At 39.8% G+C, this 15,934-nt stretch carries 15 protein-coding genes; 12 read left to right on the top strand and 3 right to left on the bottom strand.

What is annotated here, in order from left to right:
* The first annotated feature begins 149 nt into the window (after window positions 1–149).
* The 5 genes from IW510_RS18040 to IW510_RS18020 all read left to right on the top strand — a co-directional run bounded on the left by IW510_RS18040 (window position 150) and on the right by IW510_RS18020 (window position 6,803).
* The gene (locus IW510_RS18040; protein ID WP_202061982.1) at window positions 150–968 is read left to right on the top strand and encodes a ZIP family metal transporter; all 819 of its coding nucleotides are present in this window, start codon (window positions 150–152) and stop codon (window positions 966–968) included.
* Window positions 969–1,212: 244 nt separating this feature from the next.
* Window positions 1,213–2,265, top strand: a complete 1,053-nt coding sequence (locus IW510_RS18035) for an aspartate-semialdehyde dehydrogenase (RefSeq protein ID WP_202061981.1) — start codon at window positions 1,213–1,215, stop codon at window positions 2,263–2,265.
* A gap of 21 nt (window positions 2,266–2,286) precedes the next feature.
* On the top strand, window positions 2,287–3,159 hold the full coding sequence (gene dapA / locus IW510_RS18030; RefSeq protein WP_202061979.1) for a 4-hydroxy-tetrahydrodipicolinate synthase: 873 nt from the start codon (window positions 2,287–2,289) through the stop codon (window positions 3,157–3,159).
* A 28-nt stretch (window positions 3,160–3,187) separates the two neighbouring features.
* On the top strand, window positions 3,188–4,867 hold the full coding sequence (locus IW510_RS18025) for a ribonuclease J (RefSeq protein WP_202061977.1): 1,680 nt from the start codon (window positions 3,188–3,190) through the stop codon (window positions 4,865–4,867).
* A gap of 757 nt (window positions 4,868–5,624) precedes the next feature.
* Window positions 5,625–6,803, top strand: coding sequence for an AI-2E family transporter (locus tag IW510_RS18020; RefSeq protein ID WP_202061975.1), 1,179 nt, complete (start codon window positions 5,625–5,627; stop codon window positions 6,801–6,803).
* Window positions 6,804–6,856: 53 nt separating this feature from the next.
* Here IW510_RS18020 and IW510_RS18015 read toward each other — a convergent pair whose 3' ends face one another.
* Window positions 6,857–7,312 carry a methylated-DNA--[protein]-cysteine S-methyltransferase gene (locus tag IW510_RS18015; RefSeq protein ID WP_202061973.1) on the bottom strand — a complete coding sequence of 152 codons (456 nt, stop codon included), beginning with the start codon at window positions 7,310–7,312 and terminating at the stop codon, window positions 6,857–6,859.
* A gap of 84 nt (window positions 7,313–7,396) precedes the next feature.
* Window positions 7,397–8,425 carry a hypothetical protein gene (locus IW510_RS18010; RefSeq protein WP_202061971.1) on the bottom strand — a complete coding sequence of 343 codons (1,029 nt, stop codon included), beginning with the start codon at window positions 8,423–8,425 and terminating at the stop codon, window positions 7,397–7,399.
* 290 nt (window positions 8,426–8,715) lie between these two features.
* On the opposite strand from IW510_RS18010, the gene IW510_RS18005 reads away from it, so the two are divergent.
* The gene (locus tag IW510_RS18005) at window positions 8,716–10,101 is read left to right on the top strand and encodes a bifunctional metallophosphatase/5'-nucleotidase (protein ID WP_202061969.1); all 1,386 of its coding nucleotides are present in this window, start codon (window positions 8,716–8,718) and stop codon (window positions 10,099–10,101) included.
* 228 nt (window positions 10,102–10,329) lie between these two features.
* On the opposite strand, the gene IW510_RS18000 is transcribed toward IW510_RS18005, so the two are convergent.
* Window positions 10,330–10,968: a type 1 glutamine amidotransferase family protein gene (locus IW510_RS18000; protein ID WP_202061967.1), complete on the bottom strand. Its 639-nt coding sequence runs from the start codon at window positions 10,966–10,968 to the stop codon at window positions 10,330–10,332.
* Window positions 10,969–11,310: 342 nt separating this feature from the next.
* Here IW510_RS18000 and IW510_RS17995 point away from each other — a divergent pair, with 342 nt between their 5' ends.
* From IW510_RS17995 to IW510_RS17970, 6 genes are all read left to right on the top strand, one after another.
* Entirely contained in the window at window positions 11,311–11,952 is a 642-nt protein-coding gene (locus IW510_RS17995; protein WP_202061965.1) for a YutD family protein, read from the top strand.
* 3 nt (window positions 11,953–11,955) lie between these two features.
* Window positions 11,956–12,720, top strand: coding sequence for a TIGR01457 family HAD-type hydrolase (locus IW510_RS17990; RefSeq protein WP_202061963.1), 765 nt, complete (start codon window positions 11,956–11,958; stop codon window positions 12,718–12,720).
* 1 nt (window position 12,721) lies between these two features.
* Window positions 12,722–13,366 carry a TIGR01906 family membrane protein gene (locus IW510_RS17985; protein ID WP_202061961.1) on the top strand — a complete coding sequence of 215 codons (645 nt, stop codon included), beginning with the start codon at window positions 12,722–12,724 and terminating at the stop codon, window positions 13,364–13,366.
* Window positions 13,367–13,648: 282 nt separating this feature from the next.
* On the top strand, window positions 13,649–14,212 hold the full coding sequence (locus IW510_RS17980) for a DUF1836 domain-containing protein (protein ID WP_202061959.1): 564 nt from the start codon (window positions 13,649–13,651) through the stop codon (window positions 14,210–14,212).
* Window positions 14,209–15,069, top strand: coding sequence for a DegV family protein (locus tag IW510_RS17975; protein ID WP_202061957.1), 861 nt, complete (start codon window positions 14,209–14,211; stop codon window positions 15,067–15,069). The genes IW510_RS17980 and IW510_RS17975 overlap by 4 nt, the downstream gene beginning before the upstream one ends.
* 148 nt (window positions 15,070–15,217) lie before the next feature.
* Window positions 15,218–15,904 carry an MIP/aquaporin family protein gene (locus IW510_RS17970; RefSeq protein WP_202061956.1) on the top strand — a complete coding sequence of 229 codons (687 nt, stop codon included), beginning with the start codon at window positions 15,218–15,220 and terminating at the stop codon, window positions 15,902–15,904.
* Window positions 15,905–15,934: the final 30 nt, after the last annotated feature.

The following is a 15,934-nucleotide window of genomic DNA, read 5'->3' as shown; positions in this document are numbered from 1 at the left end:
GCAGCTCTGATTTTGAGAGCTGTTTTTTTTATAGAAGTAAATCGACTGTTGTTTGAAATTTAGGTCATCCTAAAAAATAGATAAGCTAGACTATAAAATTACTGTATGATAAAATGGTTTTACTATGAAAAGACGTTAGGAGGGAAAGCATGGTAGATTGGTTGATATCGTTGGAGCCATGGCAACAGGCGTTGGCTGGGACCGGATTCACATATTTTATGACTGCACTGGGAGCAGGCTTGGTTTTTTTCTTTAAGGATATCAAAAAAGATGTGCTGAATCTGATGCTGGGATTTGCCTCAGGAGTGATGATTGCTGCCAGTTTTTGGTCATTACTAGCTCCGGCAATCGAGCGAGCAGAAGAAAATGGAAATACAGCTTGGCTGGTCGTTAGTCTTGGATTTGGATTGGGTGGCCTATTTCTTTACATCGCGGATAAGACATTGCCTCACATGCACTTTGGTCCGAATCATGAGAGGGAAGGACTGCCTTCTCATTTAAAGCGAACCATTCTATTAGTATTTTCGATTACACTTCATAATATACCGGAAGGATTAGCTGTAGGCGTCGCCTTTGGTGCTGCAGCCTCTGCTGATGATCCTAGGGCAGCTGTATTGGCAGCCATATCTGTGGCTATAGGAATTGGTATTCAGAATTTTCCGGAAGGTGCTGCGGTCTCCATTCCTTTGCGGCAGGAAGGCTTAAGCCGTTGGAAAGCATTTCTTTATGGTCAGGCATCGGGTATCGTAGAGCCGATTGCAGGAATTATTGGCGCTATTCTTGTGACCAAGATGGCTTTACTGCTGCCTTACGCTTTGGCGTTCGCTGCAGGAGCCATGATTTATGTTGTTGTTGAGGAGCTGATTCCGGAAGCACAGCAAACCATCACCAGCAAACGGCATTTTGCTGTTTTCGGTGTGATGCTCGGCTTTATCATTATGATGATTTTAGATGTAGCTTTAGGGTAACTAATTTACAACTGAAAGACTGAAGAAAGATAGAGAGGTGCAGGGGAAACTGTGCCTCTTTTTCTTCAATTTTTCCTTGTTTAGTTCTTTTGGCTACTCAGTTTTAGGCGCTGAGCAACCCCGTGAAATTTTTCTTGTTTTAAAATCAAAAAAATCAGCCGACAACCTATGTAGTAATTACCCATCCTGTGGTAAAATAGAAAAAGCAACTTTCTTCAGGAAGGCGAGAGGAGATTTACTAAGTATGGAAAAATCATATGTTGTTGCAGTGGTAGGTGCAACAGGGGCAGTTGGAACAAAAATGATCGAAATGTTGGAGCAGACAGAGTTGCCAATTAAGCAAATTAAACTCTTAGCTTCAAAACGTTCTGCGGGTAAAGAACTGAAATTTAAGGATCAGACACTGGTCGTGGAAGAATTAGTTCCAGCGTCTTTTGAAAATGTCGATATTGCGTTATTCAGTGCCGGTGGAGGGATTTCTAAAGTCTTTGCTCCGGAGGCAGTGAAACGGGGAGCAGTAGTTATCGACAATACCAGCCATTTCCGAATGGCCGAGGATGTACCATTAGTTGTTCCAGAGGTAAATAGAGAAGCGTTGAAGCAGCATAAAGGAATTATTGCGAATCCCAACTGTTCAACGATTCAAATGATGGTTGCACTTGAGCCAATCAGACAAGCGGTTGGACTAGAACGAATTATTGTTTCGACTTATCAGGCTGTCAGCGGTGCGGGTATCAGCGCTGTGGAAGAGCTGAAGAAACAAGCGCTTGAGCTTATTAACGGAACTCCTGTTGAGGAGCTTACTGCGGAAATCATGCCATGCGGCGGAGATAAAAAGCATTATCCGATTGCATTCAACGCGCTTCCGCAAATCGATGTTTTTTCAGATGAAGATTATACTTACGAAGAGTGGAAAATGGTCAATGAGACGAAGAAAATCATGGGTGATGAGACACTGAAAGTTAGTGCGACCTGTGTTCGTATTCCGGTATTATCCGGTCATTCAGAGTCTGTTTACATCGAAGTAAAGAATGATACTTCAGTTGCAGCGATTCAAGAGCTGATGACGGCAGCACCGGGAGTTGTGCTGCAGGATGATCCGAGTCAGCAATTGTATCCTCAAGCATTGACAAGCATTGACAAGAAAGAGACATTTGTTGGCAGAATTCGTAAAGATTTAGATGTCGACAAGGGTTTCCATCTATGGGTTGTTTCTGATAATTTACTGAAGGGTGCTGCATGGAACTCTGTTCAAATCGCAGAGACACTTCATGAAATGGATCTGGTTCGAGTTTAAAAAAGTATGGAGGTTAAGGGTATGGAATTGACGAATGTATCAATCATTACTGCAATGGTTACACCGTTTACGGAAACAGGAGAAATTGATTTCGGCAAGCTGCCTGAATTAGTAGAGCTTCTTTTGGATTCACATACAGAAGGCCTGATTCTTGCGGGGACTACGGGAGAGTCGCCAACACTGACACATGATGAGGAAATTGACCTGTTCAACGAAGTGATTCGTTTAGTTGATGGTCGTGTACCAATTATTTGCGGCGTTGGAACAAATGATACACGAGATTCAGTAGAGTTCGTGAAAGAAATTGCTCAGATAGAAGGAATTGATGCCGGTCTGGCGGTTGTTCCTTATTATAATAAACCAAATCAAGAGGGACTGTATCAGCATTTCAAGGCAATTGCAGAAGCCAGTGATTTGCCAATCATTTTGTATAATGTACCAGGCAGAACCGTTGCTTGTCTCGAGGTAGAGACAACGCTTCGACTGGCAGAGCTGGAAAATATTATTGCTGTGAAGGAATGTGCCGGTCTTGATGCATTGACGGAGCTGATTGAGAAAGCACCTAAGGACTTTCTGGTCTATACAGGAGAGGATTCCCTTGCTTTTGCAACAAAAGCATTGGGCGGTCAAGGTGTAATTTCTGTTTCCAGTCATATTTTCGGTAATGACATGTATACGATGTTTCAAGCTTTGGATCAAGGTGAGCTTAAGCAAGCTGCTTCGATTCAGCGCAAGCTGCTGCCGAAAATGAATGCATTGTTCTCTGTACCATCTCCTGCGCCAGTAAAAATGGCGTTGAATCATTTAGGTGTTTCTGTTGGAGATTTACGTTTACCTCTTGTATCATGTACTTCTGAGGAGAAAGAAAAAATATTGCAAATTCTTGATATATAATCAAGCAGAAAGTAGAGAGGTGAAAAGAGTGAGTACAATAAGAATCATTCCACTTGGCGGTGTGCGCGAAAATGGAAAAAACATGTATATCGCTGAAGTAGGAGATGAAATTTTTGTACTGGATTGCGGATTGAAATATCCGGAAAATGAACTTTTAGGAATTGATGTGGTGATTCCGGATTTTACATATCTGGAAGAAAACATTGATCGAATTGCCGGAGTTTTTCTGACTCACGGGCATGCCGATGCAATTGGCGCATTGCCATATTTGTTATCCAAAGTTCAGGTGCCAGTATTCGGTACAGAATTAACTGTGGAGCTTGCAAAGCTAAATGTAGGAGAGCATCCGTCATCAAAGAAATTCAAGGATTTTCATGTTGTTGATGCGCATACTGAAATTGATTTTGGGAATGCGACAGTCAGCTTTTTCAAAACAACACACACAATCCCTGATTCTATCGGAATTAGTATCAAAACAGATGAGGGAAATATCGTTTATACAGGAGACTTCAAGTTCGACCAAAGTGCTGCACCAATGTACCAAACAGAATTTGGCCGTTTAGCAGAAATAGGCAGTGAAGGTGTATTGGCGTTGTTGAGTGATTCTTCAAACGCCGAAAACCCCACACCAGTGGCTTCCGAGCTGCAAATTGCGGATGAAGTTTATGACACCATTCAATACTGGGAAGGCCGAATCATTGTTGCCTCAGTTGCAAGCAACCTGAAACGAGTACAACAGGTACTAAATGCTGCGCATAAATCAGGGCGCAAGGTCGTACTGACTGGTCTTGATTTGGAGAAAATTATCCGCACAGCTATGCGACTAGATAAACTGGAATTGCCAAGTGAAGATTTAATCATCACACCAAAGGATATGAAGAGATATCCGGATGAGGAGCTGTTGATTTTAGAAACAGGTCGAATGGGTGAGCCAATTAAATCTCTGCAAAAGATGGCGAATAAAACGCATCGTTTAGTGAGCATCAAAGAAGGCGATTTAGTCTACATTACGACAACACCGACAACTGCGATGGAAACCGTTGTTGCCAAGACGGAGGATATCGTCTATCGCGCAGGTGGAACAGTGAAGCAAATTTCTGATAATCTACGCGTTTCCGGTCATGGAAATCCGGCAGATTTACAGTTGATGCTGAACCTAATGAAACCGAAATTCTTCATCCCTGTTCAAGGGGAGTATCGTCAATTAGCCGCTCATGCTGACTTAGCGCACGAGCTGGGAATTCCGTATAAAAATATCTTTATTACGGGACGCGGCGATATCTTAGAATACAAGAAGAAAAAGATGTCTGCATCTGGTACGACAACAGCAGACAATATCATGATTGACGGCTTAGGTGTCGGTGATATTGGAAATATCGTTCTTAGAGATCGTCGTATTTTATCAGAAGATGGTATCTTTGTTGCTGTGATTACTATCAATCGTCGTGAGAAAAAGATTGTTTCTCCGGCAAAAATCACTTCAAGAGGTTTTGTCTATGTGAAGACAAGCAAAGATTTGATGAAGGAAAGCAGTAACATCGTTACAGAGATTGTTGAAAAGCATCTTGAAAACAAAGACTTTGAATGGAGCAAGCTGAAGCAAGACATTCGGGATCAACTGAGTCGCTACCTGTTCGATCAGACTAAACGCCGCCCAGTGATTTTACCGGTAATTATGGAAGCTTCCCAACGCAAAAAAGCGAAGTAGTATTTGAATAGTTTGATTCCAATACCGGACAATTTGATTGTTGTTCGGTATTTTTACTGTGATTACAAATAGATTTGAACTGTAAAAATAGGATCACTACAATATTAGTGGTAGATATATCCTCTTCGATTGCTGGAAAGGGAAGGGCTTGGTTTTTCCGGAGTTATTCCTAGACTTATTTCTTCTCATTTAGCACAAGACTTTAGCGAAGAATTATTGTTTAGAGTTTTTTTAGTGAAACAATTTGCAAGTAAGTTAGGGGGGAAAAGATGGTATTATTGCCAGTGCTGCTTTGTTTGTCGACATACCACTTAGTAGCGGAGTCTATCTTGCGACATTTCTAGTTCCTTTTTTTGGTCGTTTCTGATGAGCTATGTGGATGAGGCGATGTTTGATGGTTCAATTGTTCCTAGTATACTTCTTCATGGAATAGGAAATGCGTGCACGCAATTACGTGGATTATTCTGATTTAGGAATGCTTGTATAGTAGAAACAAGAATCAAAATAATAATATTCTAGTCACTTGACACATTTTTTTGAAATTTAGTGTTGAGTGTTTTTTTTACCAATCCGTGGGTTCAAATTGTAATCAAGGGGATGTTCACAATAGTTTGAAATCGGCATCTATCAATGGATGAGTAAATAGAGTGGTCAACTTTTGCGCTGACTAACCAGTGGATATCTGGTAGCCTATTTCTTTCAACTTTTTTCATTCTTCGATACAATGAAGTAAAGTTATGTAGAGGGGGAGTATGGAATGAATAAGAAGGAAACGAGATGGATAACATTTCTCGGTGGTCGGAATTTATTGTTTACTTTGGTTGCGTTATTATTGCTGGGCGGTGTGATTTTCATTTTTCATCTGGTGAATTTTATTTTTGAACCATTTCAAATTATCTTTAAGACAGTCATCGGTCCGGTGATTCTTGCCCTTATTTTGTATTACCTACTTAATCCTCTAATCAATTGGTTGGAAAGAAAAGGTGTGAAGCGAATCATCAGTGTGTCACTCTTGTTTCTCTTGATTTTGGGGTTGATTGTACTTGGTGTGATTTTGGTGATTCCTATTTTGGAAAAACAGCTTAACAGCCTGCTAAAAGATTTTCCTTCGTATATTAATGATGTATCACGGAACATCGGTGATTTTTTCAAGGACACGCCTTTTGAACAGTCGTTACGGGATACTTTAGCTAGTATACAAAAATGGTTTAACAATGTATCGGATAGTCTGTATGAATACTTTACTAAAGCTGTGGTAGGTGCCTCAACTGTCTTTTCGACGATTACTGGATTTGCATTAATTATGGTGACAGCGCCAATCATCACATTTTTCTTGTTGAAGGATGATCGAAAATTTTTTGCTTCCATTCTAGCTATCATTCCGCCAAAGTTTCGTTCTGATGCCAAAGAGATTGGTGCAACGATGAATAGTCAGGTTGGCGCCTATTTGAAAGGGCAAATACTGGTGTCGATTGCTGTCGGAATTTTGACATTTATCGGATTTTTCATCATCGGTATGCCTTATTCGGGAACACTATCGATTATTGTGGGCGTTACGGCTGTTGTGCCATACATCGGTCCTTTTGTTGCATTCGTTCCAGCTGTCATTGTGGCATGGATGGTTTCTTTCCCTATGCTGGTGCAAATGTGTATCGTTTGGGTGATTGTGCAAATGCTGAATGGTCATTTAATCGAGCCGCAGGTAATGGGCAGACATCTGGTTGTCCATCCGTTGACAATTGTCATTGTGTTGCTGGTTATGGGTGATTTACTGGGAATGTTTGGCTTGATTTTTGGGATTCCGATTTATGCCATCATCAAAGTGTTGGTGACCTATGCTTTTCGTAAATTTAAAAAACGCTATAACCGTTATTATGGAGATTCCGGAAAATATGAAGAAACGGAATTTTCGAAAGAGGATTACTTGGATGATTAAACGAAAAAACGGGCCCAATCTTAAGTGAATTGGGCTCGTTTCTTTGTATAAAATTACAGAATATTTTCCAGTTCAAGAAGATAGGATTTTATTGAAAGTCCTTCTTCCGAGGTTTTCCCCATATAGCCTGTTAGCTTGCCATTTTTTCCTATGACCCGATGACACGGAACGATGATTGGTAATGGATTATTTCGGTTTGCCTGTCCAATCGCCCGCACAGCCTTTTCTGAGTTTACAGCAATGGCGATATCTAAATAGGAACGTGTTTCTCCATAGGGGATATCAGACAAAGCATCCCATACCTTTCGCTGAAAGACGGTTCCTTTTTCAAAGGAAAGCGGGGTAGTGAATTGCTTAAGGGTTCCGTTAAAATAAGCGCTAAGCTCCTGAGCTGCTTGTTCTGTCCATTGGTTGGTTTGATGTCCTTCTATTGGGAAAAAAGAGACCTCCGTCAGTCCAACTTCATTTGCATCTAGCCAAAGTGTGCCAATTGGTGAAGAAAATTCCATATCTATCCTCCAAAAAATTACTTTTTTTAATTATACCGTAAAATAATGCGTAATATACTATGAGTGTTTGATAAATTCAAATTTTTAACCAAAGCATTTTGAGCATGGAGTCAGGCCTCTATCAAGTGCTTCCTGTAATGTTGCAGAGGTATACGTACCATTTCCGCATTTTCTAGTATGGTATTTTTCACCGGTTCGAGTGACCAGTACCATTTCTGTAACATTATTTTGTTCTTGCTGAGCTGCCTGCTCTGCTTCAGCCGCCGCGGCAGCTGCTTGCTGGGCTTCTTGTTCCTCACGCGCTTGGATTGCCGTATCTACAGCACTTACTCTGCTGGTCAACCCTTGATTGCCTTCTGGGATGGCAGCGATAGCTGTGCTGGCTGCAGCAACCTTATCTCTGGTTTGTTCTGCTTCAGCTAATGCGACGGCAGTTTCCGCTTCTTTTGTTAAGCGATCAATTTCCTCTTGTTTTTTCTTGGCTTCTTCCGCAAGTCGCAGCTCTTCTGCTTGTTTTGCTGCTTCCTCTTCTTTCGCTGCGATAAAGGAAGCCGAAGGTGTCGCCAAAAGCTGCTTAGAAATTTTTCTGCCATCTAGCTCAGCAATAATACTCAATTCCTGCTCACTGTCCGTTGAAAGAGTATGTGTTAGCTCAAAATCTCCGTTAGCGTCTGCCGTTTGCTTTTCATCAGGTGCAGCAGAGGAGACATAGATTGTTGCATGAGGCTCTGTTGTACCTTTGATAGTGACTGTTCCACCGTCATCTGTTTCGACAGCCTCTGCTAGGCTCAATACCATTTCTTTTTCTTCAGAGGTTTCTGTCGTTTTTGTTGTTTGTTCAGTTTGGGGCTTGCTGTCTTTTTGGACCGCTTCTTTTTCTGAGGTAGCGGAGGGAGTCAAATAAATCCCCACAGCAAATGCTACTACAGAAGCGCCCAATACCATTGCAGAAACCTTTGCTTTTTCGGGTCTTCTTTTCTGTCGGAAATAGAAGAAGCTTCCTATAGAAATCAGAATTCCCAGCGCACCTGTCAAACCAATAATAGCCCAAGGAATAGTAAACAATAATACCAATAATAAAATGCCGCCGACAATTGCTAAAATCTTTTTCATTTCAATCCCCATCCTATAGTGTAGTGTGTGAAGTATTTGTTATTGGACTAAGAGAGTGCGATATAGCTTAAGGTTCAAATCAAGCCTTAGAACTAGGCAAAAACTTAGAACAATAGCAATCAATATATATCTTTTATTTAGTATAACATTTGTTTGTAGAAAAGACCTTTAATTTACTGTATCTGCATTCAGGCTTTTCTCGGGTTCAAGTATTGAGTGAACGATAAGAAAGACGAATCGTTTTGAAGTGTGTTACTATTGTCAGAGAGTGAAAATATGGAGGGAAGCGTATGGAAGAGATTGTTCTACTGCATACAAACGATCTGCATTCTCATTTTGAGAACTGGCCTAAAATCAGGAGATTTCTTAGAGAGAAAAAAACAGAGCAAACCATAGACAAGAGCATATTTACAGTTGATTTGGGGGATTTTGTTGATCGTTGGCATCCTTTGACAGAAGCAACTGATGGACGTGCAAATGTTCAGCTGATGAACACAGTAAATTATGATGCTGCTACGATTGGAAATAATGAAGGTGTCGGAAATTCCAAATCGCAGTTAAATGCACTTTATGATGAAGCTAATTTTGATGTTCTTTTGGGCAATTTATACGATCCTACTACTGGTAAGCGCCCAACTTGGACTAAAACACATAAAATTTTAGAAACGCCAAGCCGCACGAAGCTCGGGCTTATTGCGCTAACTGCACCATTCCCATTAACTTATGAACCAAATGGATGGGATATTCGAACAGTGGATGAGGTGTTGCCTGCCTTGATTCAAGAGGTTCGTTCAACATGTGATGTTTTGGTATTGATGAGTCATTTGGGTATTGATCAGGACATGAAAATTGCTACAAAATACCCTGAGATTGATGTCCTTCTAGGTTCTCATACACATCATCTATTTAGATATGGAGAAAAAATCAATCACACACAGTTGTCAGCTGCTGGTAAATTTGGACAGTATGTCGGTGAGGTTCGAATTTTTCTGGAAAATGGGAAAATTATTGAAACATCGGCGGAAGCTTTGTCGACAGAGTCCTTTGCTGAGTGTGTGGAGGATGCTGCAGAAATTGAGGGATATCTGGAACAAGGTCATAAACTCCTGAAGAAAAAGAAACTTGCTAAACTACCGTATGAACTTTCTCATGAACTGGATAGTCTGCACCCGGTGATTTTTGAAGCCCTTAAAGCAGTGAAAAAGAGAGGGCAGACGACAGCTGCTGTTTTGAACACAGGCTTATTTTTAGGCAATCTTCCTAAAGGTGTGGTCACAGAGGATAATTTGCATCAGTTGCTGCCCCACCCGATGCATTTAATCCGTGTTACCTTAGCGGGAGCAGATATGATTCGATTTATCAGAGAGATGGAAAAAAATCGACATTTCCTGAGAAAGTTTTCGATTGTCGGTATGGGATTTCGAGGGAAAATCTTTGGCGATCTTGTTTATGATGGTATTTCCTATGACAAAGCAACGAAGACTGCCTATTGGGATGGTCAGGAGCTTGAGGCTGATAAAAGCTACACAATCACAACAGTGGATCACTTTTTATTTATTCCGTTTTTCCCGACGCTTGAATTGGCTGGGAAAGTAGAATTCTTATTTCCTGAATTCATTCGAAATGTTTTAGGGGACTACCTCAGACGCTACTACCCAATCAATAAAAAGGCCTAATGAACGACGTCCATAAAACGAGTTTCAAAAAATGAGAGAAGTAAGATTTGGAGCCAATGAAAAGATTGGCCGGTACGACTTTTAGAGATACTTGATTCCACATTGTACAAACGAGAAAAACTGCTAGAAGCATGTGAGATAATTGGGTGTCTAAGCTCGTTCAGGGCACTATATAAATAAAAAGCGGATCAGAAGTATTTTCTGATCCGACCTCTTTAGTAACGAGACTTAATTTTCATCATTAGCCGGCAAAGTCTGCATGAGGGCAAAAAAGTGTTCAGCTTTACCAGTACTAAAATATTGATACCATGACTCCAGTGTATCTGATTTGAAAACATCTAACTTTTCAATGATTTGCTTCGTCCATAATAAGGCTCCTGTGGAACTCGCAGTAATAAGGTTGTTATCTGTCACGGCTGGTTCATCTACATAAGTGCTTGCTCCTTTATAATTAGAAGAAACCATTTCAAGAAAGCCCATTCCGTTGCTTGTATGAGCAACGTTATTCAATAGACCAACGTTGGCAAGGGCAGCAGTAGCTCCGCATATTGCTCCAACTGTAGCACCTAATGCAAAAAATTCACTTGCTTTCTCGAGAATAGCAGAATGCTTTGGATCGTTCCATGTGTCTGCCCCTGGTAATAGCAATACGCTTGATTTATCTGTGACGATGTCATCAGTCAAACAATCAGGTACTATTTTAACCCCGCCCATTGTTGTAATAGGCTCTTTAGAGTAGCTTACAGTTTTAATTACTAGCTGCTTTGCATCCTTTTTAAAAAAGCGACCAGAATTTAATTCTGAGATAAGGTGCCCCATTTCCCAGTCAGCTAAAGTGTCAAGAACGTAAATATAAATTGTAATCATTATGTTTTTCCTCCAGTTCATTCTTTCATAGTTACTTTTTTATTATATCAAAGGATTGTTGACACCAGTATGGCAACAATATACAATAATAAAAAGAAATTTTGAAAGGCAGTTGCTGAGTGAAAGCAGGATGACCTATTTAATTATTGCGATACCGATTATATAAGTACGTAGAAATCGGCAACGATAGTTTTTAAACATTGAGATTAACTTCTCGCTATATTGTTGAAGCTGACTAGAGAGAGAAACATTTCTATAGTTTTATTTAACTGAAAAACAAGCCTTCAAAGCAGATATATTGTTTTATAAAATATGCTATAATGAACGACAGGTGGTGAAATCATGACAGAAAAGACTGAAGAAAAAAATGAGTTAACGGCTGAATTGACAGCTGTTATTGAAGAAATAAATGAAGAGCCTGTAAAAGCAAAACAAAAGGGCGAAGTAGTGTCAATCGTAGATGAAAATCAGATTATGATTGGTGACCGTCAGTACATACTGGTGAAAAACCATCGTGAGGCATTCGACCTTGAGAAAATTGGTGAGCGCTTCAGCGATATTTTATCCAGATATGATTACATTGTTGGAGATTGGGGTTATGATCAATTACGATTGAAGGGCTTTTTTGATACTGAAAACAGAAAGTCTTCACCTGATCAACGGATTGATACGTTGGAAGATTATCTATATGAGTTTTGTAATTTTGGTTGTGCCTATTTTGTTATCAAGCGTGTTGGCGGAAAACGAGAAAAACAAGGACCTCGTCGAAAACGAAATAAACGAACGAACAATAATCGTTCCCAACAAGCATACACAGAAGAGAAGAAAGCGCCGGTAAATGCACCGAGCAATGTTAAGAAGAGCAAACCGGTGATTCGTAATCGTAAGGAGAATCCTGGAAACAGTAAAAATCCAACGGTAAAAAGCGAAAAGAAAGAAACGACAAATCGGTCGTTTACAATCCGTCAACGTGAGGAGCAGTAGTTCATGGCTTATAAAGGTTATTTAATTGATTTAGATGGGACAATTTATCTGGGAAAAGAAATTATTCCTGCCGGTAAACGATTTGTTGAACGGCTGCAGCAAAGTGAGCAGCCTTTTCTGTTCGTTACGAACAATACGACGAAAACCCCAACAGCAGTGGCAGAACGATTGGCAAATGAGTTTGATATTCATGTTCCCGCAGCAACTATTTATACAGCCAGCTTGGCAACGATTGACTTTATGCGAGAAGAAAATAAAGGAAACAGGGTCTATGTAATCGGAGAATCGGGGTTAGTTGACTTGATTTTAGAAGCTGGCTTTGTTTGGGATGAAGAAGCACCAGATTATGTAATTGTTGGCTTGGATACAGAGATTACCTATGAAAAATTTGTTAAGGCAACATTAGCCATTAGAAACGGAGCGGTATTCATTGGAACAAACCCTGATAAAAACATTCCGACTGAACGTGGTTTGCTTCCGGGGGCTGGTTCAATGATTGCACTTGTTGAAACAGCTGTTCAACAAGCACCGATAATGATCGGAAAGCCGAATGCGGTAATCATGGATGAAGCTGTGAAAGTGCTGGGGCTGAAAAAAAATGATGTGCTGATGGTTGGTGACAATTATGAAACTGATATTCAGGCTGGAATCAAAAATGGTATTGATACATTGCTAGTTCTTTCAGGATTTACTCAAAAGGAAGATGTTCCAACTCTGCCTGTTCCCGCAACCTATACTGTTGAATCATTAGATGAATGGAAAATTTGATATGGGGAAACGCAAAGGCTTAGTTTTCGAATATCTAGGATTTTTCTGTTTATTTTTAACAATTATTTCACTGTGTATAGCAATCACAATTAATTTTAGACCGCTGTATATTTTTGATATTGATTATTTGACTATTCTTGATTACACGACTATTGGAAAGAAAGAGCTTATCGCTAATTTCGATCAATTGATGCAATACTTGAATAATCCATTTATATCAACGCTGAAGCTGTCTGATTTTCCGGTATCGGAAAGTGGCGCCCTTCATTTCTACGAAGTGAAACGACTGTTCTTACTAAATTATGGAGTACTATTGGTTACGATTGTGCCGTCTGGTTTCTTTTTACGCTATCTGAAGAAAAATGGCTGGTTATGGCGGTTGATGAATCCCTTTAGAATTGGGCTGATTCTTCCACTGATTCTGTTGTTCCTAATGTTCATCGGGTTTGATCAATTTTTTGTACAGTTTCACAGCATTTTTTTTAATAATGATGCGTGGCTGTTCAACCCTGCAACCGATCCAATCATCAATGTATTACCAGAAACCTTTTTCATGCATTGCTTTATTCTGTTTTTTATCCTGTTAGAAGGGATTCTTTTAACTGGCTATTTGATTGGACGAAATGCGCTGAAAAAAAATAAATAGAAAGCTTTGTTATAAGGTCAAGAATCAAAGGCTGTGTTTGATTCTTGGAATTATAGCAGAGCTTTTTTCTTTTGTTGTGTTTCCGCATGTCTGCCAACAGGCTTCGATGCAAAGGCATAATTTTTCAAAGTTATATAGGTCTGATAATTGGAGTATTTGAATAATGAAGACTGTGAGTACAGGAGCTTAAGAAAATATAAAATATTATCTAGTTTTCAAAACTAGATTGAATGATATCTGTAAATATGTTAAGATTTTATAAGAAAAAGGTGGTGTGTTTTTTTGAATGATATCAAAGATTCGTTGGAAATATGGGGAGAAGAGTTGAAGGATATTCATTTGCCAAGATGGCATGAGCTTCCTGATATTGATTTATATATGGATCAGGTAATCACTCTTGTCGAAAAGTATTTGTCACCGCTGATTACGACAGAAAAGCATACGTTACTGACATCTTCAATGGTAAATAACTATGTCAAGCAAGGGCTGATTCCCTCACCAAAAAAGAAAAGGTATAACCAGAAGCATCTTGCCTTTTTAATTGCAATTACCCTGTTGAAGCAGGTATTGACGATTCCTGAAATCAAACAGGGCATTATTTTTCAAGGGGCTGTTGTTGGGATTCGAGAGGCTTATGATTTATTTGTCAGCGAACAGGAAACGGCATTGAAAGTAGTTGTCTGTCAGGCATTAGGAGAAGAATCAATTGCGGCATTCGATGAGACGATTCCAACAGAATTATTAGCTGTAAAAGCTGCAACATTGTCGTTTGCGACAAAAATGTTCAGTGAAAAGGTTATTGCGCTGGAACAACTATATTTGAAGAAGATGGAGAGAAAATCATGAATAAAGAAAAAATTGCTATACTCGTAGATTCTGGTACAGATGTTCCACAGGAGTTAGTTGAAAAATATAATATATATGTTATCCCATTACAAATCATTTATAAGGATCGAGTATATACTGATAAGGTAGATATTACACCGGAAGAAGTGTATCAGCGTTTGCCTCAGGAAATTCCAAGTACTTCTTTACCTGATGGTGCGACAATTACAAAAATCTTTGAGAAAATCAAAGAGGATGGTTATGAGAAGCTGTTGGCAATTACGATTTCCAGCGGTCTTAGCGGTACACATAATATTGTTCGGTTAATTGCAGAAGACTTTCCGGCATTGGAGTCTTTTGTTTTGGATACAAAAAATATTGGAATTGCAGCGGGTCTGCAGGTTATCGAAGCAGCCAAAATGGTTGAAAACGGCGATTCCTGGGATGAAATCAAAGTGAAAACAGAAGAGAATGTGAAACGCTCCAAGATTTACTTTAACGTTGCCACGCTTGAATATTTGCAAAAGGGTGGACGAATTGGCCTTGTTGCATCGATTCTTGGAAATGCATTGAAGCTCAATCCAATTATTTCCTGTAACGAGCAAGGCATCTACTACACTGTTTCTAAAGCAAGAGGCAGAAAGAAGAGTCTTGAAAAAACCTTTGAGTTGATTAAGGAATTTGTTGGAAATCATAAAAAAATTGCTTTAGCTGTAGCTCACGGTGAAGCAGAGGAAGATGCAAAGGGCTTCTATCAGAAATTGAAGGACAGCTTCCCACAAGCGGAAGAAATCTATTTTGGTACTATTAGTCCTGCATTAGTGGTTCATACAGGTCCGGGGCTGCTTGGAATCGGCATCCAAATACTGGAAGACTAGAAATTGATGATTATGAGCTAAATAATTGAACAAGCATTATATTGTGCTAGAATGGAGCAAGGTGAAAAGTAACAATCACCTTGCTTTTTAAATGAAAATTTCATGAAAAAGTATTGAAAAAAACAACTGTTATGTTAAACTCATTAAGATGAAAGGGGAGAAAATTGTGAAAAAAGCAATCGCAGAACTTATTGGTACATTTATTTTAGTATTTTTCGGGACAGCTACAGCTGTATTGGGAAATGGAATGGAAGGAATCGGTACGACAGGTATCGCATTGGCCTTCGGCTTAACAATTGTTGCCGCTGCTTACAGCATTGGAACAATTTCAGGTGCACATTTAAATCCCGCAGTTTCTCTGGGAATGTGGATCAACAAACGCATTACAACACAGGATTTTATCTACTATATCGTAGGTCAGATAGTCGGAGCAATTCTTGCATCCTTCACTCTATTAACTATTCTGAACGCAAGCGGCAGTGATACTGCAAATCTTGGTCAGAACGGTTTCGGTGATTTGACTGCTGTAGGTGCTTTAGCTGTAGAAATTATTTTGACATTCATCTTTGTTTTAGTGATTATGACAGTTACAAGTGCAAAAAAAGGAAATGCAAACCTTGCGGGTATCGTCATTGGCTTGACGCTGACGATGGTTCACTTAGTAGGTATTCCATTGACTGGTACATCAGTCAATCCGGCAAGAAGCTTAGGTCCTGCAATTTTTGCAGGTGGAGACGCGTTGTCTCAGCTTTGGGTATTTATCGTAGCACCGCTAATTGGCGGCTTGTTGGCAGCAGTAGTTGCTAAATATGTTTTAGATACTGAAGAAGTATAAAATAGAACGAGGAAAGAATTGGTCGCAGCT

This window comes from Enterococcus sp. BWR-S5 (genome assembly GCF_016745255.1).
In the GTDB taxonomy this organism is placed as follows: domain Bacteria; phylum Bacillota; class Bacilli; order Lactobacillales; family Enterococcaceae; genus Enterococcus_L.
The sequence above is the reverse complement of the archived record's forward strand: the minus strand, read 5'-3'. Positions and strand labels throughout refer to the sequence as shown.

What these genes read in the sequence shown, in the direction of transcription:
- IW510_RS18015 (WP_202061973.1), bottom strand. Translation starts at nt 7,312, where the DNA reads ATGGAATTTTCTTCACCAATTGGCACACTTTGGCTAGATGCAAATGAA.
- IW510_RS17985 (WP_202061961.1), top strand. Translation starts at nt 12,722, where the DNA reads ATGGGGAAACGCAAAGGCTTAGTTTTCGAATATCTAGGATTTTTCTGT.
- dapA (WP_202061979.1), top strand. Translation starts at nt 2,287, where the DNA reads ATGGAATTGACGAATGTATCAATCATTACTGCAATGGTTACACCGTTT.
- IW510_RS17970 (WP_202061956.1), top strand. Translation starts at nt 15,218, where the DNA reads ATGAAAGGGGAGAAAATTGTGAAAAAAGCAATCGCAGAACTTATTGGT.
- IW510_RS18040 (WP_202061982.1), top strand. Translation starts at nt 150, where the DNA reads ATGGTAGATTGGTTGATATCGTTGGAGCCATGGCAACAGGCGTTGGCT.
- IW510_RS18010 (WP_202061971.1), bottom strand. Translation starts at nt 8,425, where the DNA reads ATGAAAAAGATTTTAGCAATTGTCGGCGGCATTTTATTATTGGTATTA.
- IW510_RS18020 (WP_202061975.1), top strand. Translation starts at nt 5,625, where the DNA reads ATGAATAAGAAGGAAACGAGATGGATAACATTTCTCGGTGGTCGGAAT.
- IW510_RS17975 (WP_202061957.1), top strand. Translation starts at nt 14,209, where the DNA reads ATGAATAAAGAAAAAATTGCTATACTCGTAGATTCTGGTACAGATGTT.
- IW510_RS17995 (WP_202061965.1), top strand. Translation starts at nt 11,311, where the DNA reads ATGACAGAAAAGACTGAAGAAAAAAATGAGTTAACGGCTGAATTGACA.
- IW510_RS18000 (WP_202061967.1), bottom strand. Translation starts at nt 10,968, where the DNA reads ATGATTACAATTTATATTTACGTTCTTGACACTTTAGCTGACTGGGAA.
- IW510_RS18035 (WP_202061981.1), top strand. Translation starts at nt 1,213, where the DNA reads ATGGAAAAATCATATGTTGTTGCAGTGGTAGGTGCAACAGGGGCAGTT.
- IW510_RS18005 (WP_202061969.1), top strand. Translation starts at nt 8,716, where the DNA reads ATGGAAGAGATTGTTCTACTGCATACAAACGATCTGCATTCTCATTTT.
- IW510_RS17990 (WP_202061963.1), top strand. Translation starts at nt 11,956, where the DNA reads ATGGCTTATAAAGGTTATTTAATTGATTTAGATGGGACAATTTATCTG.